At 69.3% G+C, this 26,360-nt stretch carries 26 protein-coding genes; 5 read left to right on the top strand and 21 right to left on the bottom strand.

What is annotated here, in order from left to right; genetic code table 11:
* Window positions 1-126: 126 nt before the first annotated feature.
* The 6 genes from ABD736_RS07795 to ABD736_RS07820 are packed head-to-tail and all read right to left on the bottom strand — an operon-like array spanning window position 127 to window position 5,477.
* The gene (locus ABD736_RS07795) at window positions 127-492 is read right to left on the bottom strand and encodes a cupin domain-containing protein (RefSeq protein WP_344791180.1); all 366 of its coding nucleotides are present in this window, start codon (window positions 490-492) and stop codon (window positions 127-129) included.
* Window positions 493-552: 60 nt separating this feature from the next.
* Window positions 553-2,127, bottom strand: coding sequence for a glutamine-hydrolyzing GMP synthase (gene guaA, locus ABD736_RS07800; protein ID WP_344792227.1), 1,575 nt, complete (start codon window positions 2,125-2,127; stop codon window positions 553-555).
* Entirely contained in the window at window positions 2,123-2,647 is a 525-nt protein-coding gene (locus tag ABD736_RS07805) for a DUF3817 domain-containing protein (RefSeq protein WP_344791181.1), read from the bottom strand. The genes guaA and ABD736_RS07805 overlap by 5 nt, the downstream gene beginning before the upstream one ends.
* Window positions 2,648-2,651: 4 nt before the next feature.
* Window positions 2,652-3,545: an SURF1 family cytochrome oxidase biogenesis protein gene (locus tag ABD736_RS07810; protein WP_344791182.1), complete on the bottom strand. Its 894-nt coding sequence runs from the start codon at window positions 3,543-3,545 to the stop codon at window positions 2,652-2,654.
* 40 nt (window positions 3,546-3,585) lie between these two features.
* The gene (locus tag ABD736_RS07815) at window positions 3,586-4,893 is read right to left on the bottom strand and encodes a cation:proton antiporter (protein ID WP_344791183.1); all 1,308 of its coding nucleotides are present in this window, start codon (window positions 4,891-4,893) and stop codon (window positions 3,586-3,588) included.
* Window positions 4,894-4,943: 50 nt separating this feature from the next.
* Window positions 4,944-5,477: a cation:proton antiporter regulatory subunit gene (locus ABD736_RS07820; protein WP_344791184.1), complete on the bottom strand. Its 534-nt coding sequence runs from the start codon at window positions 5,475-5,477 to the stop codon at window positions 4,944-4,946.
* A gap of 124 nt (window positions 5,478-5,601) precedes the next feature.
* On the opposite strand from ABD736_RS07820, the gene ABD736_RS07825 reads away from it, so the two are divergent.
* The 3 genes from ABD736_RS07825 (at window position 5,602) to ABD736_RS07835 (ending at window position 8,508) form a co-directional block, all read left to right on the top strand.
* Entirely contained in the window at window positions 5,602-6,534 is a 933-nt protein-coding gene (locus tag ABD736_RS07825) for a hypothetical protein (protein ID WP_344791185.1), read from the top strand.
* 64 nt (window positions 6,535-6,598) lie between these two features.
* The gene (locus ABD736_RS07830) at window positions 6,599-7,207 is read left to right on the top strand and encodes an RNA polymerase sigma factor (protein WP_344791186.1); all 609 of its coding nucleotides are present in this window, start codon (window positions 6,599-6,601) and stop codon (window positions 7,205-7,207) included.
* Window positions 7,204-8,508, top strand: coding sequence for a hypothetical protein (locus ABD736_RS07835; protein WP_344791187.1), 1,305 nt, complete (start codon window positions 7,204-7,206; stop codon window positions 8,506-8,508). Before ABD736_RS07830 ends, ABD736_RS07835 begins: the two co-directional genes overlap by 4 nt.
* An 85-nt stretch (window positions 8,509-8,593) precedes the next feature.
* Here the strand turns inward: ABD736_RS07835 and ABD736_RS07840 are convergent, their stop codons facing one another.
* Window positions 8,594-9,715 (bottom strand): GuaB3 family IMP dehydrogenase-related protein, encoded by a 1,122-nt coding sequence (locus ABD736_RS07840; RefSeq protein ID WP_344791188.1) that lies wholly within the window; start codon window positions 9,713-9,715, stop codon window positions 8,594-8,596.
* A gap of 88 nt (window positions 9,716-9,803) precedes the next feature.
* Here ABD736_RS07840 and ABD736_RS07845 point away from each other — a divergent pair, with 88 nt between their 5' ends.
* A complete protein-coding gene (locus tag ABD736_RS07845; protein ID WP_344791189.1) occupies window positions 9,804-10,979 on the top strand; it encodes a MalY/PatB family protein in 1,176 nt (391 codons plus the stop codon).
* Window positions 10,980-10,989: 10 nt separating this feature from the next.
* On the opposite strand, the gene ABD736_RS07850 is transcribed toward ABD736_RS07845, so the two are convergent.
* The 10 genes from ABD736_RS07850 to groES all read right to left on the bottom strand — a co-directional run bounded on the left by ABD736_RS07850 (window position 10,990) and on the right by groES (window position 21,793).
* Window positions 10,990-12,081 carry a DUF4232 domain-containing protein gene (locus ABD736_RS07850; RefSeq protein WP_344791190.1) on the bottom strand — a complete coding sequence of 364 codons (1,092 nt, stop codon included), beginning with the start codon at window positions 12,079-12,081 and terminating at the stop codon, window positions 10,990-10,992.
* Window positions 12,082-12,090: 9 nt separating this feature from the next.
* On the bottom strand, window positions 12,091-13,083 hold the full coding sequence (locus ABD736_RS07855; protein WP_344791191.1) for an LLM class F420-dependent oxidoreductase: 993 nt from the start codon (window positions 13,081-13,083) through the stop codon (window positions 12,091-12,093).
* 76 nt (window positions 13,084-13,159) lie between these two features.
* Window positions 13,160-14,662, bottom strand: a complete 1,503-nt coding sequence (gene guaB / locus ABD736_RS07860; RefSeq protein ID WP_344791192.1) for an IMP dehydrogenase — start codon at window positions 14,660-14,662, stop codon at window positions 13,160-13,162.
* Between the two features lie 103 nt (window positions 14,663-14,765).
* Window positions 14,766-15,524 (bottom strand): ABC transporter ATP-binding protein, encoded by a 759-nt coding sequence (locus ABD736_RS07865; protein WP_344791193.1) that lies wholly within the window; start codon window positions 15,522-15,524, stop codon window positions 14,766-14,768.
* A complete protein-coding gene (locus ABD736_RS07870; RefSeq protein WP_425555001.1) occupies window positions 15,524-16,570 on the bottom strand; it encodes an ABC transporter ATP-binding protein in 1,047 nt (348 codons plus the stop codon). Before ABD736_RS07870 ends, ABD736_RS07865 begins: the two co-directional genes overlap by 1 nt.
* Window positions 16,563-17,552 carry a branched-chain amino acid ABC transporter permease gene (locus ABD736_RS07875; protein WP_344791194.1) on the bottom strand — a complete coding sequence of 330 codons (990 nt, stop codon included), beginning with the start codon at window positions 17,550-17,552 and terminating at the stop codon, window positions 16,563-16,565. The genes ABD736_RS07870 and ABD736_RS07875 overlap by 8 nt, the downstream gene beginning before the upstream one ends.
* A 12-nt stretch (window positions 17,553-17,564) precedes the next feature.
* Entirely contained in the window at window positions 17,565-18,908 is a 1,344-nt protein-coding gene (locus ABD736_RS07880; RefSeq protein ID WP_344791195.1) for a branched-chain amino acid ABC transporter permease, read from the bottom strand.
* 69 nt (window positions 18,909-18,977) lie between these two features.
* Window positions 18,978-20,348 (bottom strand): ABC transporter substrate-binding protein, encoded by a 1,371-nt coding sequence (locus ABD736_RS07885; RefSeq protein ID WP_344791196.1) that lies wholly within the window; start codon window positions 20,346-20,348, stop codon window positions 18,978-18,980.
* Window positions 20,349-20,470: 122 nt separating this feature from the next.
* Window positions 20,471-21,388 (bottom strand): EamA family transporter RarD, encoded by a 918-nt coding sequence (rarD, locus tag ABD736_RS07890; RefSeq protein ID WP_344791197.1) that lies wholly within the window; start codon window positions 21,386-21,388, stop codon window positions 20,471-20,473.
* 108 nt (window positions 21,389-21,496) lie between these two features.
* Window positions 21,497-21,793: a co-chaperone GroES gene (gene groES / locus ABD736_RS07895; protein WP_344791198.1), complete on the bottom strand. Its 297-nt coding sequence runs from the start codon at window positions 21,791-21,793 to the stop codon at window positions 21,497-21,499.
* A gap of 154 nt (window positions 21,794-21,947) precedes the next feature.
* On the opposite strand from groES, the gene ABD736_RS07900 reads away from it, so the two are divergent.
* Entirely contained in the window at window positions 21,948-23,141 is a 1,194-nt protein-coding gene (locus ABD736_RS07900; protein ID WP_344791199.1) for a class I SAM-dependent methyltransferase, read from the top strand.
* 3 nt (window positions 23,142-23,144) lie between these two features.
* Here ABD736_RS07900 and ABD736_RS07905 read toward each other — a convergent pair whose 3' ends face one another.
* The 4 genes from ABD736_RS07905 to tsaB all read right to left on the bottom strand — a co-directional run bounded on the left by ABD736_RS07905 (window position 23,145) and on the right by tsaB (window position 26,343).
* The gene (locus tag ABD736_RS07905) at window positions 23,145-24,125 is read right to left on the bottom strand and encodes a DUF4190 domain-containing protein (RefSeq protein WP_344791200.1); all 981 of its coding nucleotides are present in this window, start codon (window positions 24,123-24,125) and stop codon (window positions 23,145-23,147) included.
* Window positions 24,126-24,191: 66 nt separating this feature from the next.
* The gene (gene tsaD, locus ABD736_RS07910) at window positions 24,192-25,259 is read right to left on the bottom strand and encodes a tRNA (adenosine(37)-N6)-threonylcarbamoyltransferase complex transferase subunit TsaD (RefSeq protein ID WP_344791201.1); all 1,068 of its coding nucleotides are present in this window, start codon (window positions 25,257-25,259) and stop codon (window positions 24,192-24,194) included.
* Window positions 25,256-25,726 carry a ribosomal protein S18-alanine N-acetyltransferase gene (gene rimI, locus ABD736_RS07915; protein WP_344791202.1) on the bottom strand — a complete coding sequence of 157 codons (471 nt, stop codon included), beginning with the start codon at window positions 25,724-25,726 and terminating at the stop codon, window positions 25,256-25,258. The genes tsaD and rimI overlap by 4 nt, the downstream gene beginning before the upstream one ends.
* Window positions 25,723-26,343 (bottom strand): tRNA (adenosine(37)-N6)-threonylcarbamoyltransferase complex dimerization subunit type 1 TsaB, encoded by a 621-nt coding sequence (gene tsaB / locus ABD736_RS07920; RefSeq protein WP_344791203.1) that lies wholly within the window; start codon window positions 26,341-26,343, stop codon window positions 25,723-25,725. The genes rimI and tsaB overlap by 4 nt, the downstream gene beginning before the upstream one ends.
* Window positions 26,344-26,360 lie beyond the last annotated feature (17 nt).

Genomic DNA, 26,360 nt, shown 5'->3' on the forward strand with positions numbered 1-26,360 from the left:
TCACGTCGCACGCACTTCGATGAGGACACCATTTCTGCCGCCTAGGGCACCAATGGTGCCCTCGCGGGAAAAAACGGTGTCCTCAGCCCGAAACGTGGTGTCCTCCTCGAAGTGCTGTGGAGAGCGTCAGTCGAGCTCGCGGAGCGCCGATGTCCTGTCGCCGCCGGCGTCCCCGGTGTTGACCGTTCCCTTCGGCTCGAAGAGCAGCGCCTGCACTTCGTCGGGTGCCTTCGGGCAGTGCTCCACTCCGCGCGGGACGACGAACACATCGTTCGGCCCGAGCAGCACATCTCGGTCGCGCAGTTGAATCGTGAGCGCCCCCGAGAGCACGAGAAACAGCTCATCCGTCTCGGGATGCGTGTGCCACACGAACTCGCCCTTGAGCTTGACCACTTTCACGTCGTAGTCGTTCACGCTCGTGAGGCGGTGGGGCTGCCAGTGCTCGGAGATGCGCTCGAGGGCCGTGAGAACGTTGCGGACGTCGTCTGTCATGAAGTCAGTATCGAGCCGTGACGACGAATGCCGGCCCGAAGGGCGGCATTCGTCGTCAGCTCATTCCCACTCGATGGTGCCCGGCGGCTTCGACGTCACGTCGAGCACCACGCGGTTGACCTCGCGCACCTCGTTCGTGATGCGGTTCGAGATGCGGGCGAGCACCTCATAGGGCACCCGGGTCCAGTCTGCGGTCATCGCGTCTTCCGACGAGACGGGGCGCAGCACGATCGGGTGGCCATAGGTGCGGCCGTCGCCCTGCACACCCACCGAGCGCACGTCGGCGAGCAGCACGACCGGGCACTGCCAGATGGACTCGTCGAGGCCGGCCGCGGTGAGCTCGGAGCGCGCGATCGCGTCGGCCTCGCGCAGGATCTCGAGGCGCTCGCGGGTCACCTCGCCGATGATGCGGATGCCGAGGCCGGGGCCGGGGAACGGCTGGCGAGAGACGATGGCCTCGGGAATCCCCAGCTCGCGTCCGACCGCGCGCACCTCGTCCTTGAACAGCGTGCGCAACGGCTCGACGAGTTCGAAGTCGAGGTCCTCGGGAAGGCCGCCGACGTTGTGGTGGCTCTTGATGTTGGCGGTTCCGGTGCCGCCGCCCGACTCGACGACGTCGGGGTAGAGCGTGCCCTGCACGAGGAACTTCACCGGCTCGCCGCCCTCCGCCTCGGCCTCGGCGACGAGCTCGCGCTGCACCTTCTCGAAGGCGCGGATGAACTCGCGGCCGATGATCTTGCGCTTCTGCTCGGGGTCGGTGACGCCCTCGAGGTGGCCGAGGAAGGTGTCAGCGGCGTCGACGGTGATCAGTCGCACGCCGGTCGAGGCGACGTAGTCCTTCTCGACCTGCTCACGCTCACCCTTGCGCAGCAGGCCGTGGTCGACGAACACCGCGGTCAGCTGGTCGCCGACGGCCTTGTGGACGAGGGCGGTCGAGACCGCGGAATCCACCCCGCCCGACAGCGCCGAGATCACGCGAGCCGAACCCACCTGCTCACGGATGCGCGCGACCTGCGTCTCGATCACGTTCTCGCTGTTCCAGTCGGCCGGGATGCCGGCCGCGCGGTGCAGGAAGTTCTCGAGCACGCTCTGGCCGTACTGCGAGTGCTTCACCTCGGGGTGCCACTGCACGCCGTAGAACTTCTTCTCATCGCTCGCGAAGGCGGCGACCGGCGTCGACAGCGTCGAGGCGAGCACCTCGAACCCCTCGGGCGCCCGCGAGACCGAATCGCCGTGCGACATCCACGCGATCTGCTCAGCAGGCTGGTCGGCGAGCAGCGTGCCGGGGGCCGTCACCGAGACATCCGTCGCCCCGTACTCGCGGCGACCGGTCTGCGCGACCTCGCCGCCGAGCGCGCGCGCCATCACCTGGAATCCGTAGCAGATGCCGAGCGTCGGAACGCCGAGCTCGAAGACGCCCGCGTCGAACGACGGCGCGCCCTCTTCGTACACCGACGACGGGCCTCCCGACAGGATGATGCCCGCGGGGTTCTTCGCCGCGACCTCTGCCGCGGTGATCGTGTGCGGCACGATCTCGGAGTACACGGATGCCTCGCGCACCCGCCGCGCGATCAGCTGCGCGTACTGCGCGCCGAAGTCGACGACGAGAACCGGCCTGTCTTCGTGGGTGCTAATCGTTGCCTCCTGCGGTAACGGGTGCGTGCTCGGCGAGATAGGTGCGGACCTGCTTGGTGATGATTCCCTCGACGATGAAGGACATGAAGGGAATGACGCCGCCCAGCGCGATCTGCACGAACTTCGTGAACGGCATGCGCATCAGGCTCCACAGCCGGAAGTCGGCGAACAGGTAGAGCACGTAGAGCCAGCCGTGCGCGATCAGCACCGCGATCGACAGGTTGACGCCCTGCAGGTACGGGTCGGTCGCCGGGTTCACGAGCGGGAACGAGATGATCGGCTGCCCGGGCTGGAACGCGTAGACCCAGTGCCCGAAGCCGTACTTCACGACCATCTCGGCGCACAGCAGCAGCAGCATGACGCCGGTGATCCACGCGGTGACCTGATAGAGCCGCAGCGCGGCGGGCACCTTGGGCAGATCGGCCGGGCGCGGGCGCGCGCCCTTGACGCTGCGCAGCTGCTCCCACAGGCGAGACAGGTACGTGCCCTCGTCGGTCGACGGGGCAGTGGTCTGCGGCATGCGTTCAGTCTACTTTCTGGGTTGCTGGGGATTGATCGGATGCCTGCTCCGAAGTGGACCGTTCATCGCCTCTCCCCGCCGCGCTTCGCGCGGCCGGGGACTCGCCGCCGCGAGGGCCCACTGGGCCCTCGCTTTCAGCGAGCTCGTCCTCGATCTCCCTCTCCCAGGCATCCTTCGTGAGCCGGTACCAGAGGTAGACGGCGAAGCCGGCGAACACGGCCCACTCTGCGGCGTAGAAGGCGTTCAGCCAGTCGATCGACTTCTGCTGGATCGGCGGCGGGGCGTAGATCGGCGCGAGGCCGGCCGGCACGTGGTTGCCCGCGACGAGGTAGGCCTCGAAGATTCGCGGACTGTCGCCGAGCTGCGACCAGTGGTTGATCAGGATGGCCACGGCCAGGTCCTTCATGGCGGGCGGGTTGCCGGCGAGGCTGTCCTCCGGCTGCTCGGGCGGATCAGTGGGCTGGATGCGCCCCGACAGGTCGAGTTGCTCGGGCGCCTCTGCCTCGAGCCGCTGCTCGGTCGAGATCGCGATCGCCCGGCTCGCTGTGAAGCCTCGCGCGACGGCAAGATGTGCGCCGGCATCCGGCCCGCTGCTCACAATCGTGTGCGCGACGACCCACCAGCCGCGGCGCCCGCTGTTGTTGTCGCGATCCTGGATCAGCGTGTAGTCGGCGGGAACGGTGGTCGCGCTCACCGTGACCAGCTGGCCAACGCGGTCGGAGGCGATCGCCTTGCCCGGGCTCAGCACGTCCTGCAGCTCGTGAGTGGTCTCGGTGATCTGCGGGCCGACCTGGCGCGCTTCGACGGCGCGGGTGAGCTGCCACTTGCCGAGGTAGGCGAAGCCGCCGGCGACCGCGAGTGCGATCAGCAGCACGCCGATCCAGCGCGGGCGGCGCATGACCTGGAACAGCGTCAGGTCGCCTGGGTGGGGGGCGTGCTCAGAGATCGTCGGGCTGCTTTCGTGCGTCGGACTCCATCGCGGCTTCGATGGCGGGATCCAATTGCGGATGCCTGCTATTAGTTATTTCACCGTCGACCTGTGAACCAGCCGGTGGTCGCTTCACCGCCCTCTTCGCGGCGCGCTTCTGGCGGCTGCGCCTGAGCCACGCGTTGAACCGGTCGGAGTTCGCGGCCATGAGCGGCCCGAGGATCGCCATGATCAGCACGTACAGCCCGGCGAACGGCGAGAGGCGCGCGTCAAGCCCGGCTCCGACGGCCAGCGTCGCGAGGATCAGCACGAACTCTCCGCGGTTCTGGAGGATCACATACGTGTTCACGCCCGCCGTGAAATCCAGCTTGTTCAGCCATGCGATCAGCTGGCTCGCGCCGAAGTTCAGCAGCATCGTGAGCACGACCGCGGCGATCACGACCCACGTCACCTGCGGGAACTTCGCGATGTCGAGGTCGAGCCCGAAGTTCAGGAAGAAGAACGCGGCGAAGATGTCGCGCAGCGGCACGGTGACCCGCTCTATTCGGCCGTGGTACCGCGTGGCGCCGAGCACGACACCGATGAGGAAGGCGCCGATCGCATCGGTCACCCCGATCAGCTCGCCGATGCCGCCGAACACGACGGCGAGCCCGAAGAACAGCACCGTGAACAGCTCGTCGTCTTTCGTCTGCAGCAGCCGCGAGACGATCCGACCGCCCCAGCGCGCGATCGAGAACATCACGACGATGAAGACGAAGTCGATCACGAGCCGCAGCGCGATCGGCCAGAAGCCGGTTGCGTGGCTGAGCGCTGCGGAGACGATCGCGAGGTAGATCGCGATGAAGATGTCCTCGATGACGGTGACGCCGAGGATCATCGGCGTCTCGTCGTTGGTCAGCCGCCGCAGCTCGATGAGCAGCTTGGTGACGATCGCGCTCGACGAGGTCGCGGTCATGCCGGCGATGATCAGCGCCTCGCGGGTGCCCCACCCGACCCAGAATCCGAACGCGATGCCCGCGCCCAGATTGATCGCGACGTACGATCCGCCCGAGATCAGCAGGCGGTTGAAGCTGCCGAAGAACTCCTCTTGATCGAACTCGAGGCCCAGGCTGAACAGCAGCAGCAAGAGCCCGAACACCGCGATCAGCTGCACATCCGCTGCCTCGAAGTCCAGTGGGAAGGCGTGCGTGTGCGGGCTCGCGAGCAGCCCGACGACCATGTAGACGGGGATCGCCGGAAGCCCGACGCGGCGGGCCAGTCGCCCCAGCACGTAGGCGATGAGGAACAGGATGCCGAGGGTGATCAGGTTCTCGGCCAAGTCGCCGTGATCACCCGATGCGGCAGCAATCAGGGCCGCGGCGTGCACGGTCAGGTCCCGGGCGGGGCGTCGGCGAGCGCCTGGCGCGCGGCCACGGTGCCCGAGCGGAAGAACTCGAAGGCCTTCGCGACCTTCTCTGGAGCCCCCGCGACCACCAGCGTGTCACCGGGGAAGACCTTGAAATCGGGCCCGGGGCCGGGGTTCGCGGCCTCGCCGCGCACCACGGCGACGACGGTCAGCCCGATCAGGCCGTGGTCAGCGGGGGCGCCGAGCGGCTGCCCCGCGATGTGGTCGTCGTAGTCGACCGTGAACCAGTCGATCGACAGGCCGGGGATCTGGTCGAGCGCCGCCAGGCTCTCGGTGATCTGCGTGCCGCCGAGCAGTTCGGCGAGCGTGTGCGCCTCGTCTTCGTTGAGGCGGATGCTGATCTTGGTGACCTCGTCGGGGTTCTCTGCGTCGCTGAAGGTGATGAGGTCGTTCGCGCCGCTGCGGTGGGCGATGACCCCGATCTTGCCGCCGTCTTCGGCCACGAAACTGTGCAGCACGCCCACCCCGGGCAGCTTCACGCGTCGAACGTCGACCATGTCACAAGGCTCCTCACCGGTTTCGCGGTGCGACCAGTCTAGGCAAGGGGCGCGCACCGCACGTGGTCGCCACTTCCTGCCGGCTCGCGGCGCACGAAGCAGCGAGAAGTGGCGATGATTGAGCATGGATTCCCGCGCCGACGAGCTCGTCGAAGGCCCCCGAGGGCGACGGATGCTGTACGAGCTGTCGAACGTCGAGACGCTCCGCGGGGCGCTCGGTCTCTCGGTCGACTGGGCGCGGTACTGGCAGGAGCCCGACGAAACCGACCGGATGCTCGAGGAACCTGACTTCGTCGGGCCGCTTCGCGCGGTCGCCGCGCAGGTCGCCGCCGCCCCGGAGGCGCAGTGGCTCTGGGACCCCGCCGCGCCCGAGCAGTTCGTCACGCACTGGTTCGAGACCGACCCCTACACCCGGCGCGAGCGGGAGCCGCGCCCTCTCGACCCGACGACCATCCCCGCCGACCTCGAGAGGTGGAAACGCGAGGCCGACGCTGACGAAGTGAGCTTCCGCGAATCGCGAGAGGCCGACCCCGCCAGTCGGGTCAGCGGCGCCTGGTGGTCGCTGCCGCAGTACGTCGGTGTGTGGTCCTCCCCCGCACTCGGGCGTCTCGGGCCCGCGGCGCTCCACTTCGTCGAGGACGGTATGGATTTCACCCACGCCCGCGTCTGGCCGGTCAGTGTCCGACCCGGCGCACGCATCGTCGAGATCGATGGGCCGGATGCCTGGGCCGAGCTCTGCCGCAGGCATCCGTTCGACGTGAGTGAGTCGCGGCGAACGGTGTGGGAGTGGACGACGGGCCGCGACGGCCGCTGGGTCCTTCCCGACTGGCCAGCGGTGGCTCGCGAATGGGACGCCGTGCACGTCACCGGCGCCGGCTACCTGCGCACGGCGGGTCGCGCGATCGCCGTCGACGGTGAGACGGCGACCGTGCTTGCGGGCTGGGAACCTGGCCAAACCGCGTGGCTCACCGATGCCTTCGAGGTCACGGGGCCCGCCGTCGAGTGGGTCGCTGAGCCCGCCGACGACTGCGGCTTCGACTGGAAGCCGATCGGCTGAGATCCACCCAAAGGTGGGGTGATCGCACGCGAGACGATCGTCTCGCCCGAGACACTATTCGGGTATGAGCGATTCACAGGGCGTCGGGGACGCGGCAGCGACGCTGCTGACCGACCCCGACACCGACATCGGATTGCTCCGACGCATCGTCGCCAAGGACAGCGACGCCTTCGACGTGCTCTACGCGCGCCATGTCCGCACGGTCTACCGTGCGGCGCTGGCTCGAGTGCGGTCGGTGCCCGACGCCGAGGAGATCACCCAGGAGGCCTTCGTGACGCTGTGGCGTCGCGCAGCATCCGTTCAACTCAATGAATCCCTGCTGCCCTGGCTGCTCGCGACCGCGCGCTACGTCGCGTTGAATCGCATGCGATCGGATGCCTCGCGCCTCGCGCACCTGGCAGACGCCGACCTCGAGGCCCGGCCCGACGGGGCGCCGACGGCAGAGGACCGCTACGAGCAGTCGCGCCTCGCGGCCGCGATCGCGGCGGCGGTGGCCGCCCTGTCGGCATCCGATCAAGCCATCTACCGCCTCTGCATCGAAGACGGCCTGGGCTACGCGGAAGCTGCCACGAGCCTCGGCCTCACCCACGGCGCCGTCCGCAACCGGCTCAGCCGCGTGCGCAAGTCGCTTCGCACCGAACTCAAGGACTACGAGAAGGGAGGCCGGGCATGAACACGGAACTCGACCCGCTCGGCCCGCTCGGACCCACCGACGCGCAGATCGCTCGCATGCACGCCGGGGTGCGCGCGACGATCTCGATCGATCAGGTGCGTACGCGCCGTCGCCGCGGATGGACGATCGGCGGCACGCTCGGACTGCTCGTCGTCCTCGCCGGGGGCACCTCGGTCGCCATGGCGGCCGGTGTGCTGCGGGCGCCGGCCTGGTTCACCGCGGCCTCGGCACCCGCGCCGACGGCAACTGCGACGGCGACGCGCGAGCCGATAACTGTCACCGTTCCGACGCCGACGCCGAGTCCGACGACGACGTCGGCGCCCGTCACGTTCGACCTGCCGTGCGAGCAGCAGATCGACCCCGCGGTGCTTGCCAGGGTCGCCCCGGGGCTGACGCTCGGCACCTCGATCATCGCGCCGCAGAGCGGTGATGTCGCACAGCGCCTCACACTGGCGCCGGTCGGAATCCCGTCCGAGGCCGTTGCGGATCTCGCCGCGGCGCAGTCCGGCTACTACTCATGCACGTGGGGTGGCCCCTCGACCGTCTCCCTGCCGGTCGCGCAGATCTCTCTGGCGGTCCTGCCCGCCGCGGCGGGGTCGTTTGACGCGGATTCCGCCTACTACGCCGGCAATCCCCCAGCGCAGCAGCTTCCGCCGCTGCCCCTCGGTGATCGGGAATTCGCAGGCTGCGCCGACGACGCCTTCCACAATGGCTGCCGCATCGACATCCTCCAGGATGACCTCTGGCTCGCCGTAGTGGTGACGCCTGGCAGCGGCCATGCCCTCGATGCCTCGTCAGCGGCGACCGCATTGAGTTCGGTCGCGGAATCAGCACTGAGCCGCCTCTTCACCGCGGGAATGGAGCCCCCCGCTGCCGAGCCGGGAACGTCCCCGCAACTCAGCTCGACGGACTGCTCGGCGATTCAGCGAGCGCTCACATCACAATTGGGCGGCGCAGCGCTGACGTGGTCGGGCCTCAGCGCTGACGACGACGCGCCGCTGTTACGTGAGGCCTTCAATGAGAGCGGTGCGTACACCTGCTCGGCTGCGAATCTGACTGAGGTGACGGTTATTCCAGGGGCGGGCAGCTGGGGCTGGGCGGTGCCGTACGACCCTCTGGACACCGTGACCGCTTTGAGCGTCGCGGGCACTCCTGGTGTCGCATCCGCCCGCGAGGTGTGCCCGTGGCACACGTCGTGCTGGGTCGACGGAGTGGTCGACGGCGCAATCGTCACCGTTTCCGCGACCGACACGCCCACGGCGTTACGCGAGATCGCCGCGATCGCGCATGCTGTGGGTTAGAGCGCGCAAGCGGCCGCCGGCTTTCGTGGGGTCGCGGCGCGCAAGGCGCACGAAGTGGCGATGTGAACATCTCGCCGACGCCCCGCTAGTCGGCGAGATACGGCGCGACGACGACCTCGACGCGCTGGAACTCCTTGAGGTCCGAGTAGCCGGTCGTCGCCATCGAGCGGCGCAGCGCGCCGATCAGGTTGGCGGTGCCGTCGGCGACCGTCGCCGGGCCATAGAGCACTTCTTCGAGCGAGCCGACCGTCCCGACCTGCACTCGGTGGCCGCGCGGAAGCTCGGGGTGGTGCGCCTCGGCGCCCCAGTGCCAGCCGCCGCCGGGCGCCTCCTCGGCGCGCGCGAGGGCCGAGCCGAGCATGACGGCATCCGCGCCGCAGGCGATCGCCTTCACGATGTCGCCAGAGCTGCCGAGGCCGCCGTCGGCGATCACGTGCACATAGCGGCCGCCCGACTCGTCCATGTAGTCCCGGCGCGCGCCCGCCACGTCGGCGACCGCCGTCGCCATGGGGGCATGGATGCCTGTCACGAGCCGCGTCGTCGACGCCGCTCCCCCGCCGAAGCCGACGAGCACGCCCGCCGCGCCCGTGCGCATCAGGTGCAGGGCCGCGGTGTACGTCGCCGCGCCGCCGACGATGACCGGCACGTCGAGCTCGTAGATGAACTTCTTGAGGTTCAGCGGCTCGCGCTGCTTCGCGACGTGCTCTGCGCTGACCGTGGTGCCGCGGATGACGAACAGGTCGACACCGGCGGCCAGCACGGTCTCGTAGAACTGCTGGGTGCGCTGCGGGCTGAGCGCACCGGCGACGGTCACGCCGGCCGCGCGGATCTCGGCCAGCCGGTCGCGGATCAGCTCGGCCTTCACCGGCTCCGAGTAGATCTGCTGCATGCGCTGCGTCGCGCTCTCGACCGGCAGCGAGCGGATCTCGGCGAGCAGCGGCTCCGGGTCCTCGTAACGGGTCCACAGACCCTCGAGGTCGAGCACGCCGAGGCCGCCGAGCTCGCCGATCCTGATCGCGGTGGCCGGCGAGACGACCGAGTCCATGGGGGCTGCGATGATCGGCGTCTCGAAGGTGAACGCGTCGATCTGCCACGTGACGCTGACGTTCTCGGGGTCACGGGTGCGCCGGCTCGGCACCACCGCCACATCGTCGAATGCGTACACGCGACGCGCGCGCTTGCTGACGCCGATCTCGATCTCTGTCACCCGCCCAGCCTAGCGACCACCCCAAACGCCGCAGGTCGACTCGGCGAAGCCGAATGGAGACCGAGGCTCTCCGACCTAGGCTTTCCCCATGGAGCCCACGCGCGCGGAATCCCTCGATCGCCTGCGACGTCGCACGAGCTCGAAATGGCGGGCATTCGGCGACGACAAGCTGCCGATGTTCGTCGCCGAGATGGACTACCCGCTCGCACCGGTCATCAAGGTGGCGCTGCACGAGGCCGTCGAGCTCGGCGACACCGGCTACGTCGACCCGCGCTCAGGCGGCCGCGCCGCGGCCCGCGCCCTCGCCGACTTCGCCCGCGACCGATGGGACTGGGGCCCCGACCCCGAGGGCATGAAGACCACCACCGACGTCAGCGTCGTCGTCGTGGAATCCCTGCGCCGCCTCATCGACCCAGGCGACGGCGTCATCATCACGCCGCCCGTCTACCCGCCGTTCTTCCAGTTCGTGCCGGAGGCCGGGGGCACGGTCGTCGAGGTGCCGCTCGTCGACGACGGCGAGGAGTGGAGTCTCGACTTCACCGGCATCGACGCGGCGTTCGCGGCCGGAGCCCGCGGCATCCTGCTCTGCAATCCTCATAATCCGCTCGGCCTCGTGCACTCGCGTGAGCAGCTCGAGCAGCTGTCGGCGATCGTCGAGAAGCACGGCGGCTTCGTGGTCAGCGACGAGATCCACGGCCCGCTGGTGCATACGGATGCCGCGTTCACGCCCTACCTGGACGTGTCGGATGCCGCCCGCGAGCACGGCATCGCCGCGCATTCAGCGAGCAAGGCGTTCAACCTCGCGGGGCTCAAGTGCGGGCTGTTCGTGACGGCGGGCGAGCGGATGCGTGCGCTGCTGCGCTCGCTGCCGGAAGAGGTCGTCTACCGCACCGGTCTTTTCGGTGCGATCGCGACCCGAGTCGGGCTGAGCGAAGGGCGCGACTGGCTCGACGGCACGATCGCGGCGATCGAGTCGAACCGGCGACTGCTCTCGCAGCTGCTCGCCGAGAAGCTGCCGTTGGCGCGCTACCGCGAGCCGCGTGCGAGCTACCTCGCCTGGCTCGACCTCAACGAGTACGGCTGGGGCGAGGACCCCGCCCGGGTGCTGCGCCGCCAGGCCGGCGTGGTGCTTTCGAACGGCCCGCACTTCGGAACGCAGGGCCGCGGCTTCGCGCGCATGAACATCGCGTGCGCCCCCGAGCTGCTCGTCGAGGCGGTCGACCGGCTGGCCGATGCCGCTGCCGCTTCCGCTGTGGCAGGCTGATTCGGCCTCTTCAGCCGGCCGCCTGCCAGGCGGTGTAGCCGACGTCGGCGCCGGCGACGATGTCCACCTGCGCCGGCAGCAGGGTGCGTGTCGCGCCGGGGTACGGCGCGGCTGCGATCCAGTGAACTTGATGCGCCAGATCGTTCGGCTGAGCATCCCAGCCGAGAACGGATCTGGCCGACTGCCCTGCGGCGAGCCGCACGACGGTGGGTCCGGGGTCGTTCGCGGCGAAGCTGCCGCCCTGTACGGCGTGCACCGCGAGCAGTGAGCTGTTCGCGTCGCCGAACGCGAGGTCGGGGTAGCCGTCGAGAACGCAGTCCACGCCCGTGCGGTTCGTTGCGGTGAGCGTCAGCGCACGATGCCCGGCGGCACCGTCCTCGCTCCCGAGGCTCAGCTCGATCTGAGTGGGCGAGCACCAGTTGGGGTTCGCTTCGGGAGCGCCGGCCGCCGCCGTCGGAATCGGCGTCGCCGGCGGGGTCGAGATCGGCGCCGACGTGGGTTCTCCGCTGGGGGCCGGCAACTGAGCGCTCGCCTGCCCGAACACCGCGAACGCCGTGAACACCACCGCGACCACGGCCGCAGGCAGCAGCCGCGGCACCCGGGAGCCGCCGCGCCGGCCGAGCCGCAGCAGCAGCGCCGGAATCCATCCCCAGACGGCTCCCCAGACCGCCGCCGCCTGCACCGGGCCCGGGAAGGCATCGAGCGCGTTGAACAGGCGACCGGGCGGCCAGTCGGCGATGGTCGCGCCGGTGCCGAGCGCCACGCCGACGATGACGGATGCCGCCACCACGCCGAACCAGGCGGCGAAGACGGCAATCCCCCGGTTCTGCGGCGTCGCGGCCCTCAGCACCAACCTCTGGAACCAGACGGTCAGCGCACCCACCGCCAGGGCCGAGAGCGCCGGAGCGAGCACGGGCCAGGGCTGCGGCGTGACCCAGGTGAAACTCGGCACCGCGGCGGGCAACAGGAGCTGGGCGAACGCCGACGGCACCGTGCTGTCGTGGGTCAGGTGGGTGGAGAGCGCGTTGATGCCCCACCACAGAATCGCGGCCGCGGCACCGGGAATGAACCCGGTGCCGCGGCCGAGGCGCATGTCCGTCATGCTGCGACGCTAGCTGAGCTGCGGAAGCACTTCCTTCTCGAAGACCTCGATCGCGTCGCGTGAGAACGCGGCGTTCGGGAAGTAGAAGATCGCGTAGCCGAGCCCGGCCTCCGCCTGCTCCTGCAGGCGCTCGACGATCTGGTCCGGGGTGCCCACGGCCAGCGCGTTGGGGCTGCGGTACTCACCGATGAACCCGTCGGTCGCGTCGCCGAGGTAGGGCCGCACGCGCGCCTCGAGCTCGTCGAGCTGACGGTCGATGTCGGCCTGGGACTCGCCCACCATCACGTTGTAGTTGGACGAGCGCACGATCGCGTCGAAGTCGGTGCCGAGCTTCTCGCAGTGGTCCTTGAGAATGGCGCTCTTGCGCGCGAAGCCCTCGGGGTCGCCTGCGAAGTTCGTGTACTGCGCGTACTGCGCCGCGATCTTGAGCGTCACCTTCTCGCCGCCACCCGAGATCCAGAACGGGATGCCGGGCTGCTGCAGCGGCTGCGGATAGAACAGCGCGCCGTCGACCTGGTAGTACTTGCCGTCGAGCGTGGCCGTGCCCGTCGACCAGGCCTGCTTCATGATCTCGACGCCCTCGCGCAGGCGGCCGAGGCGCTCGCCGATCTCGGGGAAGCCGTAGCCGTAGGCGCGCCACTCGTGCTCGTACCAGCCGCCGCCGATGCCCATCTCGACGCGGCCGCCAGAGATGATGTCGGCCGTCGTCGCGACCTTCGCGAGATAGCCGGGGTTGCGGTAGCTCATGCAGGTGCACATCTGGCCAAGGCGCACGCGCTTCGTCGACGCGGCGAAGGCCGAGATGAGCGACCACGCCTCGTGCGTCGCCTGGTCGGACGGCACCGGAACGGTGTGGAAGTGGTCGTAGACCCAGATGGACTCCCACTGCTCATTCGCGTCCGCGTGCTGCGCCAGCCCGTTCATCACCGCCCACTGCTCTGCGGGGTCGATGCCGACCAGATCGTGACGCCAGCCTTGGGGAACGAACATACCGAATCGCATGTTTGCGATCGTATCGATTCGATCGAGGCAAAAGAAGAACGGATGCCTGAGATCAGGCATCCGTTCTTCGAATGGTCTACCGCCGGTAGTTGGGCGCCTCGACGACCATCTGGATGTCGTGCGGGTGGCTCTCCTTCAGGCCGGCCGGCGTGATGCGCACGAACTTGCCCTTGGCCTTGAGCTCGGGGATCGTGCGCGCGCCGACGTAGAACATCGTCTGGCGCAGCCCGCCGAGCATCTGGTGGATGACCGAGCCGACGGCGCCGCGGTAGGGAACCTTGCCCTCGATGCCCTCGGCGATCAGCTCGTCGTCGGTGGGAACATCGGCCTGGAAGTAGCGGTCGCGGGCGTACGAGGTCTTCTTGCCGCGGGTCTGCAGGGCGCCGAGCGAGCCCATGCCGCGGTAGCTCTTGAATTGCTTGCCGTTCACGAAGATGAGGTCGCCGGGGGCCTCGTCGGTGCCCGCGAACAGCGAGCCCATCATGACGGTGTCGGCGCCGGCGACGAGCGCCTTGCCGATGTCGCCCGAGTACTGCAGGCCGCCGTCTGCGATGAGCGGGATGCCTGCGGCGCGGGCCGCGAGGGACGCCTCGTAGATCGCCGTCACCTGGGGCACGCCGACGCCGGCCACCACGCGGGTGGTGCAGATCGAGCCCGGGCCGACGCCGACCTTGATGGCGTCTGCACCCGCGTCGATCAGCGACTGCGCGCCCGAGCGGGTGGCGACGTTGCCGGCGATCACGTCGATGTTCGCGAACGCCGGGTCGCTCTTCATGCGCCCGATGATCTCGTGTTCGGCCTTGCTCTCGCCGTTGGCGGTGTCGGTGACGATCACGTCGACGCCCGCCTCCATCAGCGCGACGGCGCGCTCCCACGCGTCGCCGAAGACGCCGATCGCGGCGCCGACGCGCAGGCGGCCCGCGTCATCCTTCGTGGCGAGGGGGTACTTCTCGGACTTGTCGAAGTCCTTGACGGTGATGAGGCCCTTGAGCTTGCCGGCCTCATCGACGAGGGGAAGCTTCTCGATCTTGTGCTGCGCGAGCAGCGCCAAGGCGTGGTCGGGGTCGATGCCGACGGGTGCGGTGACGAGGGGCATGCGCGTCATGACGTCGGCCACGCGGGTGCTCGCGGCCTCGAACGGCGAGACGAAGCGCATGTCGCGGTTGGTGATGATGCCGACGAGCACGCCATCGCCGTCGACCACCGGAAGCCCAGAGACGCGGAACGCGCGGCAGATGCCGTCGACGTCGGCGACCGTGGCGTCCGGAGTCGTGGTGACGGGGTTGGTGATCATGCCCGACTCCGAGCGCTTCACCTTGTCGACCATGGTGGCCTGCTCTTCGATCGACATGTTGCGGTGGATGATGCCGATGCCGCCGGCACGTGCCATGGCGATCGCCATGCGCTGCTCGGTCACGGTGTCCATCGCGGCCGACAGCAGCGGGGCGTTGACGGTGATCCGCTTCGTGAGCCGCGAGGCGGTGTCCGCCTCGGACGGGATGACATCGGTCGCCCCCGGAAGGAGCATGACGTCGTCGTACGTCAATCCGACGAAACCGAACGGATCTGCCTGGTCCATGACACCCCTAGCTGGTCGCGCGCTACTAAGCGAAAATCCCCGTGTGCGTCACATCATCGGGGATTATCAGATGGTAACGGATGCCCCTGGCAGTTGATTCCCGCTAGCTCGCCGCCTCCACGTCCGCGGCCAGCGTGCCGAGGTACAGCTCGATGACCTTGGGGTCGTCGGCGAGCTCGCGGCCGGTGCCGGTGTACGAGTTCCGCCCCTGGTCGAGCACGTAGGCGCGGTCGCAGATCTGCAGGCAGCGCCGGGCGTTCTGCTCGACCATGATCACCGTCACGCCGGTCTTGTTGATCTTCCGGGTGCGGATGAAGGTCTCATCCTGGCGCACCGGCGACAGCCCCGCCGACGGCTCGTCGAGCAGCAGCACCTGCGGCTCCATCATGAGCGCCCGGGCCATCGCCACCGACTGCCGCTCGCCGCCCGAGAGGCCGCCGGCGCGCTGGTTGCGCCGGTTGCCCAGCACCGGGAACAGCTCATAGATCGACTCGAGCCGCTCCGCCAGCTTCTTCGGCCGCAGGAAGAGACCCATCTGCAGGTTCTCTTCGATCGTGAGCGAGGGGAACACGTTGTTCGTCTGCGGCACGAAGCCGACGCCGGCCTGCACGAGCTTGTTGGCCTTCAAGTTCGTGATGTCCTCGCCGCCGAGCGTCACGCTGCCCGCCCGCACGGGCACCAGGCCGAAGAGCGCCTTCAGCAGCGTCGACTTCCCGGCGCCGTTGGGCCCGATGATGCCGATCAGCTCACCCGGGTAGGCCTCGAGCGAGCATCCGTTCAGGATGTTGATGCCCGGCAGATAGCCGGCCGTGAGCTCGCGCGCGTCGACCAGCGGCGCACCGTCACCTGTGTAGACGACCATCAGGATCTCACCTCGTCCTTTTCCGGTTCATCGGATTCCTCAGCGGCACGAACTGCCTCGACATATTCCTCGACCGCCCGCTCCTCCTCGGCGCGCTGCTCGTCCTCCGCCTCGATGGCGGCCTCGAAGTCCTCGTCGAGCAGGGCGTCGTCGCCGAGGTCCTGGTCGTGGTGCGAGCCGAGGTAGGCGTCGACGACGGCCTGGTTGTGCATGACGCTGCCGGGCTGCCCTTCGGCGACGATCTTGCCCTCTGCCATGACGACCACCCAGTCCGAGATGTGCCGCACCATGTGCATGTCGTGCTCGACGAACAGCACGCTCGTGCCCTGGTCGCGCAGATCCTGGATGTGGCCGAGCAGCGACTGCGTCAGCGCCGGGTTCACGCCGGCCATCGGCTCGTCGAGCATGATCATCGCGGGGTCGCTCATGAGCGCCCGCGCCATCTCGAGCAGCTTGCGCTGGCCGCCTGAGAGCGAACCGGCGTAGTCGTTGCGCTTCTCGAACAGCTTGAAGCGCTGCAGCAGCTCCTCGGCCTTCGCGACCAGCTCGCGCTCGTGCGCGCGCCACGCGAAGGGGAACAGCGCCACCCCGAGCTTCTCGCCGCGCTGCGACTGGGCACCGAGCAGCATGTTGTCGATCACCGTCATGCGGGCGAGCGCCTTCGTCAGCTGGAAGGTGCGCACCATGCCCGTCTGCGCGACGCGGAACGCGCTGGTCGAAGCGAGCTGGCGGCCCTGGAAGGTCCAGGTCGCGGTGCCCTCCGCGGGGCCGAACATCCGCTTGGCCGAGCTCGGCCGGTCGAAGCCCGTGATGAGGTTGAAGAAGGTCGTCTTCCCCGCGCCGTTCGGGCCGATGAGCGCCGTGATCGCGCCGCGTTGCACCTCGAGGTGCGCGACGTCGACCGCGGTCACGCCGCCGAAGCGTCGCACGATGTTGTCGACCGAAAGGATCGGGTTCGGCTTCGGCGAGCCGGGCAGCTCGTCGACCGCGGCGAGCTTGGCCCGCAGCGCGGAACGGTCGTAGTCGTAGTCGTCGTGCTCAGTCACCGAAAGCCAGCTCCTTCTTGTTCCCGAGGAGGCCCTGCGGCCGGAAGATCACGAGCAGCATGAGCCCGACGCCGACCAGGATGTAGATGAACTCCGGCACCTGCTGCTGGTTCATGATCGACGACGGCACGGTCGCGCTCACCACGTCCTGGATGCCGACGAAGACGACGAAGTACAGGAAGGCGCCGATGATCGGCCCGAACACCGTCGCCATGCCGCCGAGCAGCAGCACGGTATACAGAAGGAAGGTCGTCGAGCGGCCGAGTGAGTCGGGCTGCACCGACTGGCCGAGGGCGAAGATGATGCCGCCGACTGCACCGATCGCGCCGCCGATGATCAGACTCTGGATCTTGTAGAGGTACACGTTCTTGCCGAGGCTGCGCACGGCGTCCTCGTCTTCGCGCACCCCGCGCAGCACGCGACCCCACGGGCTGCGCACGAGCAGTGCGACGATGATCGCGATGACGGCCACGAGACCCCAGCCGACGATGCGCAGCCACCAGCTGTCACCCTGGCTGTAGGGGTAGTGGAACGGCCCGAGCTGCAGGATCCCGTCGTGCGGCAGCGGCGACAGATCGATGAAGGTGCCCTGGTAGTCGCGGCCGGGGATGCCGGCCGCGCCGCCCGTCCACGGCGCGAGCGACTGGTTCGCGCCGACGATGCGCACGATCTCGGCCGCCGCGATCGTCACGATCGCGAGATAGTCGCCGCGCAGTTTCAGTGTCGGTATGCCGAGAAGCAGGGCGAAGGCGACGGATGCCGCCAGCGCGACGACCACCGCGAGCCAGAAGTTCCCCGTGAAGCGCCCGGTGATCGCGAATCCGTATGCCCCGATCAGCATGAACCCGGCCTGGCCGATGTTGATGAGGCCGGTGTAGCCGAAGTGCAGGTTGAGGCCGATGGCCGCGATCGCGAACGCCGCGGTGACCGACGACAGGATCTGGGTGCCGAAGTCGGTGAAGAGCGAAGAGATGAAGTCCATGGTCGTGCCCTCCTAGCCGACCCGCTCGCGTCGGCCGAGGATGCCCTGCGGCCGGAAGACGAGGATGACGATCAGGATGATCAGCGCGGTCGCGTACTTGAGCTCACTCGAGAGAACGAGGCTCGACATCTGCACGACGACGCCGATGATGAGCGAGCCGACGAGCGCACCGAACGCGGTCCCGATGCCGCCGAGCGTCACGGCCGAGAACATCAGCAGCAGCAGCTGCACGCCGGTCGACCACTGGATGCCGCCGTTCACGAGCGCGTAGAGCACGCCGGCGAGGGCGGCGAGCGCCGTCGAGGCGATCCACACGAGGCGGATGATGCGGTCGACGTCGATGCCGGAGGCTGCGGCGAGCGCCCGGTTGTCGCTGACCGCGCGGGTGGCGCGGCCGATGCGGGTGCGGGTGAGCACGAGGCCGACCACGACGAGCACGATGACCGAGATGAGCATCGACCAGTACGCGGTCGGCGTGAGATCGAGCGGCCCGGTGATGTGCTCGACCTCGGTGCTCACCGGCTTGACGGCGGTGCCGTAGAAGAACTGGAACACGTAGTCGAGCGCGAGCGAGAGGCCGATCGTGACGACCATGAGCTGCGTCAGCCCGAGGCCGCGGCGCCGCAGCGGCGCCCAGATCAGCTTGTCCTGCAGGTAGCCCGAGACGCCGCCGACGATCACCGCGATGATCGTCGTCACGATGATGTTGAGTCCCAGCGCGATGCCGAAGGTGTACGCCATCATGCCGCCGAGCGTCACCTGCTCGGCGTGCGCGAAGTTGGAGAGTCCCGTCGTTCCGTAGATGAGGGACAGGCCGATGGATGCCAGCGCCAGCAGCAGGCCGAGCAGAAGACCCTGCGAGAACTGATCCCACACGAGGCGCCCGCCCGAGCGGGTCGCCTGCGTCGTGTTCTTCGAGCCGGCCGGGTGGCCTGTGAGCTGGAAGACGGCGGGGCGCAGCTGGCCGAGCGTGACGACCACGTTGACCGAGGTCGTCGATGCCTTCACGCCCTTCGGCAGGGTGCCGGGGTCGAGCTTGGCGGTGTACGGGCCGGCGGTGGTCACCTTGAAGGCCCAGCGCCCGTCGGCATCCGAAGTCGCCTTGTCGCTCTCGCCGGCCGCGTTCGCGAGCGTGACCTCGACGCCCTTGATGCCGTTCTCGTTGTCGTCGCGCAGCGTGCCCGCCACGCAGCCGGTCGTCGCGTCGGTCACGCACGCCTTCGTCGCGCTGATCGGGCCCGAGCCCGTGTCGGCGATCGCGGCCTGGCCTGCGAAGACGGCGCCGGCGGCGATGCCGATCGCGGCGAGCGCGACGGCGAAGGGTCGCACGAGCCGCGCCAGTCTGTGTTCCACCATCTGGTCCTATCTACCCGAGTGATCCAAGGAGGGCGGGGGCCGCACGCGCGACCCCCGCCCCTGCGGCGCTTACTTGGAGCCGCTGCCCTTGATCGAGGTGATGAACTTCGAGTAGTTCTTGCCCTCGTACTGGTAGATCGAGATGTAGCCGGACGACGGGTCGTGGCCCGCGTTCAGCGGACCGACGCCCGACTGGCCCTCGTAGTGGATGTTCTTGTTGCCGCCCTTGATGAGCTTCAGGCAGTCGGCGTAGGACTTGCACGAGGTCGCGCCGTCGGCGGGCCCCGAGCCGTCTGCCTTCGCGCCGGTGACCGTCAGGACGTTGGCCTGGATCGAAGCCGGGTCGGACTTGCCGGCCAGGTCGGCCGCGAGCGCCAGGATGATCGTCGCGTCGTAGGACTCGGCGCCGTAGGTGTAGGCGGTGATCTTCTTGCCTGCCTGGTTCTTGGCGTACCAGTTGTCGAGCTTCTTCTTGAAGTCGTCGCTCGGGTTCGCGCCCTGCACGGAGCCCTGGGCCCCGGTCAGGTCGGGGATGCCGGCGACCGTCGTGAAGTCGTTCAGGTTGCCGTCGACGAAGTAGGTGTTCTTCATGTTCCAGCCGGCCGATGCGAGCGCGGGCAGGATCTGGTTCGTCTGGTCGAAGGCGTCGACGACGATGGCGTCGGGCTTGGTGGCGAGAGCCGCAGAGACGGTCGAGCCGAAGGTGGTCTCAGTGGCCGGGAACTCCTGGCCCTTGCCCTTGGCGCCGTAGACGACCGAGCCGCCGCCGCCCTCGACCGCCTTCTGGATCGAGTCGCGCAGGTTGGTGCCGTACGAGTCGTTGAAGACGAGGATCGCGACCTTGGTCTGGCCGTTGGAGAGGATCTGGCTGCCGAGCGCGTTGCCCTCGACGCTGTTCGGGGCGGCGTCGCGGAAGTACCACTTCGAGGCGCCGGTGAGTGCGTCGTCGGTGTTCGCCGGCGAGAACATCACGGTGCTTGCGGCCGAGACCGTCGGCAGCACGTTCTCGGTGACGGAGGAGGACTCGGCGCCGAGGATGGCCGAGACCTTGGCCTGCAGCAGCTTGTTGATGTTCTGCTGGCCGATGGTCGGGTTCGACGCGTCCGACGAGTCGGTCGAGATGATGCACGCGTCCGTGCCGTTGACGCCGCCTGCCGCGTTGATCTCGGAGAGGGCCTCGCCCGCGCCGGCGACGGCAGCAGGGCCGAGGGAGGCGAGCGAGCCGGTCAGCGGCAGGAAGGTGCCGAGGCCGAACGTCGTCGACGAGTCGAAGCCGTCTGCACAGGTCTTCGCTGCTGCGAGGGTCTTGGTTGACGAGGCGTCGGTCTTCTTCGCCGAAGAAGAGCCGTTGTCGGAGGAACAGCCGGTGACGAGCAGTGCGAGAGCCGCAGCCCCCGCAAGTACAGCCGCGACGCGAGCGCGGGGAGAGGTAGTGGTCACTGTGGAACCCTTCGTTGGATGCAGGACGCGGCGTTACGGGTGCTTTCCGGTCCTCAATTGGGGGAAAGCTAAACCCGATTGTGTTACAGGGGTGTTGCCAGGCAAGCGATTGCGAAGAATCGCTACATGCTCGTAACACGCGGGCGCCGCGAAAAGCGCACCAGATCGAAGGTCAGCAGCCCCAGCGCGACCCAGATGATGATGAATCCGACCCATCTCGCCGGCTCCATCTGCTCGTGCTCGACGAGCACGCCGATGATGAACTGGATGATCGGCGTCAGATACTGCAGCAGGCCCATGTAGACGAGCGGCAGCCGCCGCGCAGCCGACGCGAACAGCAGCAGCGGCACCGCCGTGATGACGCCCGCCAACACGAGCAGGATCGTGTTGCCGACCCCCGCGGTGCCGAAGACCACTCCCCCGCCCGTCGTGCCGACGACGATCAGCTCGACGACCGCCACGGGCACGAGCCACGCCGATTCGAGGGTGAGGCCGGACAGGGCATCCACCTGCCCGCCCACCTGCTTCTTCACGAATCCGTACAGCCCGAACGAGAACGCGAGCGTCAGCGCGATCCAGGGGAACGCGCCATACGCGAAGGTGAGCACGACCACCGCGATGACGCTGATGCCGACGGCCGCCCACTGCAGCGGGCGCAGCTTCTCGCGCAGCACGAGCACGCCGAGGAACACGAGCACGATCGGGTTGATGAAGTAGCCGAGCGCCGCCTCCACCACGCGCCCCGAAGACGTCGCGTACACGTACGTCTGCCAGTTGATGAAGATGAGGATGCCGGCGCCGGCGAGCGTGAACAGGATGCGGGGCTGTCGTGCCAGACCGATGAGGCGCGGCCACCCGCGGGTCGCCGTCAGCGCGATCGCGCAGAACCCGAGAGACCAGATGATGCGCCAGGCGACGATCTCGAACGGGCCCGCGGGGGCGAGCACGAGGAAGTACAGGGGCAGCATGCCCCACAGCAGGTAGGCGCAGAACCCGAACAGCAGGCCGCTTCTCACCGGGTTGTGTTCGCGGGCCGCCATTCCTCCAACCTACGGGCGCGACGGGCGACGCGACGCCGCGGTCAGCGGTCCGCCTGCAAAAAAGTGGAGCCCGGGCGACTGCCCGGGCTCCACCTGAGTTCGTGCGGCTTAGCGCTCGACGACCGCGAGGATGTCGCGAGCCGAGAGCACGAGCAGCTCCTCGCCGCCGTACTTCACCTCGGTGCCGCCGTAGCGCGAGTAGATCACGCGGTCGCCGACGGCCACGTCGAGCGGAACGCGGTTGCCGTTGTCGTCGATGCGGCCGGGGCCGACGGCGACGACCTCGCCCTCCTGCGGCTTCTCCTTCGCGGTGTCGGGGATCACGAGACCCGACGCGGTGGTCGTCTCTGCCTCGACCTGCTTGATCACGATGCGATCCTCGAGCGGCTTGATGGAGACCGACACGGTAGACCTCTTTCTTGTACGGTGTACTTCAAGACATGGGTTAGCACTCTCCTACCGAGTGTGCTAAGTCGAGTCTAGGACCCCCGCTGGCACTCCTGCAAGGCGAGTGCCAAATGTGAATCCGGGTTTCGTATCAGAGCAGGACGGTGAGCGGATGCTTCGCGAAGAGCTCGTCGAACTGTTGAGCCCGCAGGGCCTCGCGCTGCTCGACTCCCTTCCGCCGTACGAGTCGCAGCGCGACGTCGTGAAGCTCGTCGCGTCGCTGCGCGGGCAGGGGCATCCGCCCGCGCTGGTCGCCGCGGTGCTGACGCAGGCGAAGCTGCGCGCGAAAGCGGGCGGCTCCGGCAAGTTCGGCGAGTTCGCCGAGCGGATGCTGTTCACCGAGGCCGGCCTCGAGCAGGCCACCCGGCTGTCGGTCGCGGCGCGACACGCGGCGAGGTACCGCGGGGCAGGCATCCGTCACGTCGCCGATCTCGGGTGCGGAATCGGCGGCGACGCGATGGCGCTCGCCGCGCTCGGCCTCAACGTGACCGCGGTCGACCGCGACGAGGTGACGGCCGCGATCGCGAGCTACAACCTGGCGCCGTTCCCCGACACCGTGGTCGAGCAGGGCGTCGCCGAGTCCTTCGACATCTCGCGCGCCGAGGCGCTGTGGCTCGACCCCGCCCGGCGCACGGCCGGCCACAGCGACACCCGTCGGCTCACCGATTCCGACGACTGGTCGCCGTCGCTCGACTGGGTGTTCAACGCAGCGAGCCGGATGCCTGTCGGGGTCAAGCTCGGCCCGGGGTTCGACCGCGACCTGATCCCCGGGTCCGCCGAGGCGCAGTGGGTGTCGTTCGGCGGCCAGGTCGTCGAGCTGGTGCTCTGGTTCGGCGCGCTCGGCCGCCCCGGAATCACCCGGGCGGCGCTGGTGCTCGACGCCGACGGCGCGCACGAGCTGACCGCCGCGGAGGACAGCGCGGATGCGCCCGTGGGCGAACTCGGCGAGTACCTCTATGAGCCTGACGGCGCCGTCATCCGCGCCCGCCTCATCGGCGACCTCGCCCGCTTCCTCGACGGGCGCATGCTGAGCGACGGCATCGCGTATGTCACGGCGGATGCCGCCCGCGAGACGCCCTTCGCCCAGGGCTTCCGCGTCGTCGAGCGGCTGCCGTACCACGAGAAGGAGCTCAAGGCCGAGCTGTGGAAGCGCGGCATCGGCACGCTCGAGATCAAGAAGCGCGGCGTCGACGTGGACCCCGCGAAGCTGCGCACGCGGCTGGCGCTGAAAGGCAAGGCATCCGCCGCCCTCATCTTGACGCGCGTCGCGGGCCGCCACACGGCCCTGCTCGCCGAGCGGATCTAGGCGCTAGTACGTGTAGCTGTTCCCGTGCGTCGACGCGGCCACCGCGGCGATGATGATGAGGATCAGCCCCAGGATGGCGAGCACGAGCGAGATGATGCCGATCCAGATGCCTGCAAGCGCGAAGCCGCGGCCCTTCTCGCCGGTGCGCTTGATCTGGTTCAGGCCGATGAAGCCCAGCACGATGCCGCCGATCTGCCCGAGGAACGGGATCACGAACAGGCCCGCGAGCGAGGCGACGAACGAGATTATCGCGAGCACGTTCGTGCGCTGGCCGTAGCCGCCAGGGGGGCCGTACTGCGCGTACGGCTGGCCGGGCGCGCCACCATAGGGCGGCTGCGGGGGCTGCGGCGGGCCGTAGCCCGGGCCGGGCGGCGGCACCGGTGCTCCCGTCGCGGCCGGGCCGTAGTGCGACGTCGTGTTCTGCGGGTTCGAGGTCTGCGGCGCGCCGTACTGCGGGCCGTCGTATTGCGGCGCCGCGTAGCGCGGGTCGGGCGGGGCGCCCTGATCGGATGCCGGCGCCGGCGGCGCCATGGGAGGAGTCGACCCCTGCTCGCCCGGCGTGTACGAGCCGGGAACGGGGCCGGCCGCGGCGGCGGGCGGTGCAGGCGGGGGCGGCGCAGACGGCTGCTCGTAGCTCGGCGGCGTCGGCGGCGCGGGCGGCGCCGGCGGCGTGAACGACGGGGCCGACGGTGCGGACGGCGGCTCGGGCGCACTCGGCGTCGAGGGCGCCACCGGCGGCTCGGGCGGTGCGACCGAGGGCGACTCGGGCTCGAACGGCCCGGGCTGCGTGAACGGCTCGGGCTCGGTCGGCGCCGGCGGCTCGGAGGGCAGCAGCGGCTGGTCGGGCTCTGAGGGCACCGTGGGCTCATCCGGTTCGGACGGAACCGTGGGCTCGTCGGGCTCGGCGGGAACCGAGGGCTCCTGCGGCTCGACCGGAACGTGCGGCTCGTCAGGCGTGCGGGGAGGGTTCTGCGGGTCAGACATGACACTCCTTCAGCGCGGGCTGAATGCCCGCTGTCCGCCCCATCGTTCCAGCGCCCTCTGGGGCTGTCAACGCACCTGGATCTCGGTGACGGGAAGCGTCGAATCGGCCCCGAAGTCGAGGCTCGACGGCTCGTGGCCGGCCATGATCAGCTGCGCGGCGAGCGCCGCGATCATCGCGCCGTTGTCGGTGCAGAGCGACAGCGCCGGGATGCGCAAGGCGATGCCCGCTGCGGCGCAGCGCTCGGCGGCGACCTCGCGCAGTCGGGCATTCGCGACCACTCCGCCGCCGAGCAGCAGGCGGGGAACGCCGCGGTCGAGACAGGCGTTCACGGCCTTCGTGACGAGAACGTCGACGACGGCTTCGCGGAAGCTCGCGGCCACGTCGGCGACGGGCACCTCTTCGCCGGCATCCGTCTTCTGCTCCACCCAGCGCGCGACAGCCGTCTTCAGCCCCGAGAACGAGAAGTCGTAGCGGTGCTTGGCCAGGTCCTTCGGCAGGCTGAGCCCGCGCGGGAAGCGAATGGCCGTCGGGTCGCCGGTCGAGGCGGCGCGATCGATCTGGGGGCCGCCGGGGTACGGCAGGCCGAGGATGCGCGCGACCTTGTCGAACGCCTCGCCCGCCGCGTCGTCGATGGTCTCGCCGAGCAGCTCGACGTCGCTCGTCAGGTCGCGCACGTGCAGCAGGCTGGTGTGGCCGCCGCTGACGAGCAGCGCGATGGTCGGCAGCTCGACGGGGTGGCCCGGGCCGCCGCTCGCGTCCAGCACGTCCGCGCCGACGTGGCCGACCAGGTGGTTCACGGCGTAGAGGGGCTTGTCGAGCGCGACCGCGAACGCCTTCGCGGCACCGACGCCGACCATCAGCGCTCCGGCGAGTCCCGGCCCGCTGGTCACGGCGATCGCGTCGAGCTCATCGGGGCGCACGGATGCCTCGGCCAGCGCCGCTTCGAGGGCGGGACCCATCGCCTCGAGGTGCGCACGGGCGGCCACCTCGGGCACGACCCCGCCGTAGCGCGCGTGCTCCTCCATGCTGCTGGCGATCGTGTTGCTCAGCAGTCGAGTGCCGCGCACGATGCCGATTCCGGTCTCGTCGCAGCTCGTCTCGATGCCGAGCACGAGCGGTTCGTCGCGGTTCATATGGCTGCCTTCATCACGAGCGCGTCGACATTGTCGGGCTGGTAGTAGCCCTTCCGCACCCCGATCTGCTCGTACCCGAACGAGCGGTAGAGAGACTGCGCCACGGGGTTGTCCACGCGCACGTCCAGGAACATGTCGCGCACGCCGCGGCGCTGCGCTTCGAGGTGCAGCAGGCGAATGAGCTCGCGGCCCAGCCCATAGCCGCGCGCCGCCTCTGCGAGCCCGATCGTCTGCACGTCGCCGTCGGTGGCGCCCGGCAGCGACAGCAGCCCCGCATAGCCGAGCAGCTCGGCAGGGGCATCCGCCCGCGTCACGACGAGATAGAAGGTGTGCTCGCTCTCGAGCTCTGAACGCCACAGCGATTCCGGCCACGCGTCGTTCTCGAAGATGACCCGCTCGAGGGCGACGACTTGGTCGAGGTCGTCGATCGTCGCGCGCCGCAGCGCGAAGCTCTCGGCGTCGGTCACCCGGTCACCCGCTTCGGGCCGGCCGACGGGGTGACGTCGGGTGAGCGCAGATAGAGGGCCTCGCCGCTCGCGAAGGGGCGCTGGTGCTTCCAGGTGTGCTCGGCGAGCAGGCCGAGGGCCGCGGCAGAGACGGATGCCGCGTCGAGGCGCACCGCATCGGAGTGCGGCAGCTCGTCGGGCTTCGCGAGCTGCGGGCCGTCGGCGCGCACGGGCAGCCCGACCTCGTCGGCGCGCTCGTAGAACGACCAGTAGAGCTCGCGGCGGCGGGCATCCGTCACGACGAGAAGTGGGCCGTCATGGCCCTCGCGATACGCGTCGAACGCGATGGCGTCGTGGCTCACGAGGTTCACGACGGGCTTGCCCGCGGCGAGCGCGAACGCGCGCGCGGCGACGATGCCGACGCGCAGGCCGGTGAACGGGCCGGGGCCCATGCCCGCGGCGACGGCGCTCAGCTCGGCCGGCGAGATCTTCGCCTCGGCGAGCGCGTCGGCGATCAGGCGCCCGATGCGCTCGGCGTGGCCGCGCGTTCCCGGGTCGGATGCCTCGGCCAGAACGCCGCGCTCGAAATCGACCACTGCGACCGACGAGCCGGCAGAGGTGTCGATCGCGAGCAGCACCCTTCAAGGTTAGTCGC

Source organism: Gryllotalpicola daejeonensis, assembly GCF_039538145.1.
Lineage (GTDB): Bacteria > Actinomycetota > Actinomycetes > Actinomycetales > Microbacteriaceae > Gryllotalpicola > Gryllotalpicola daejeonensis.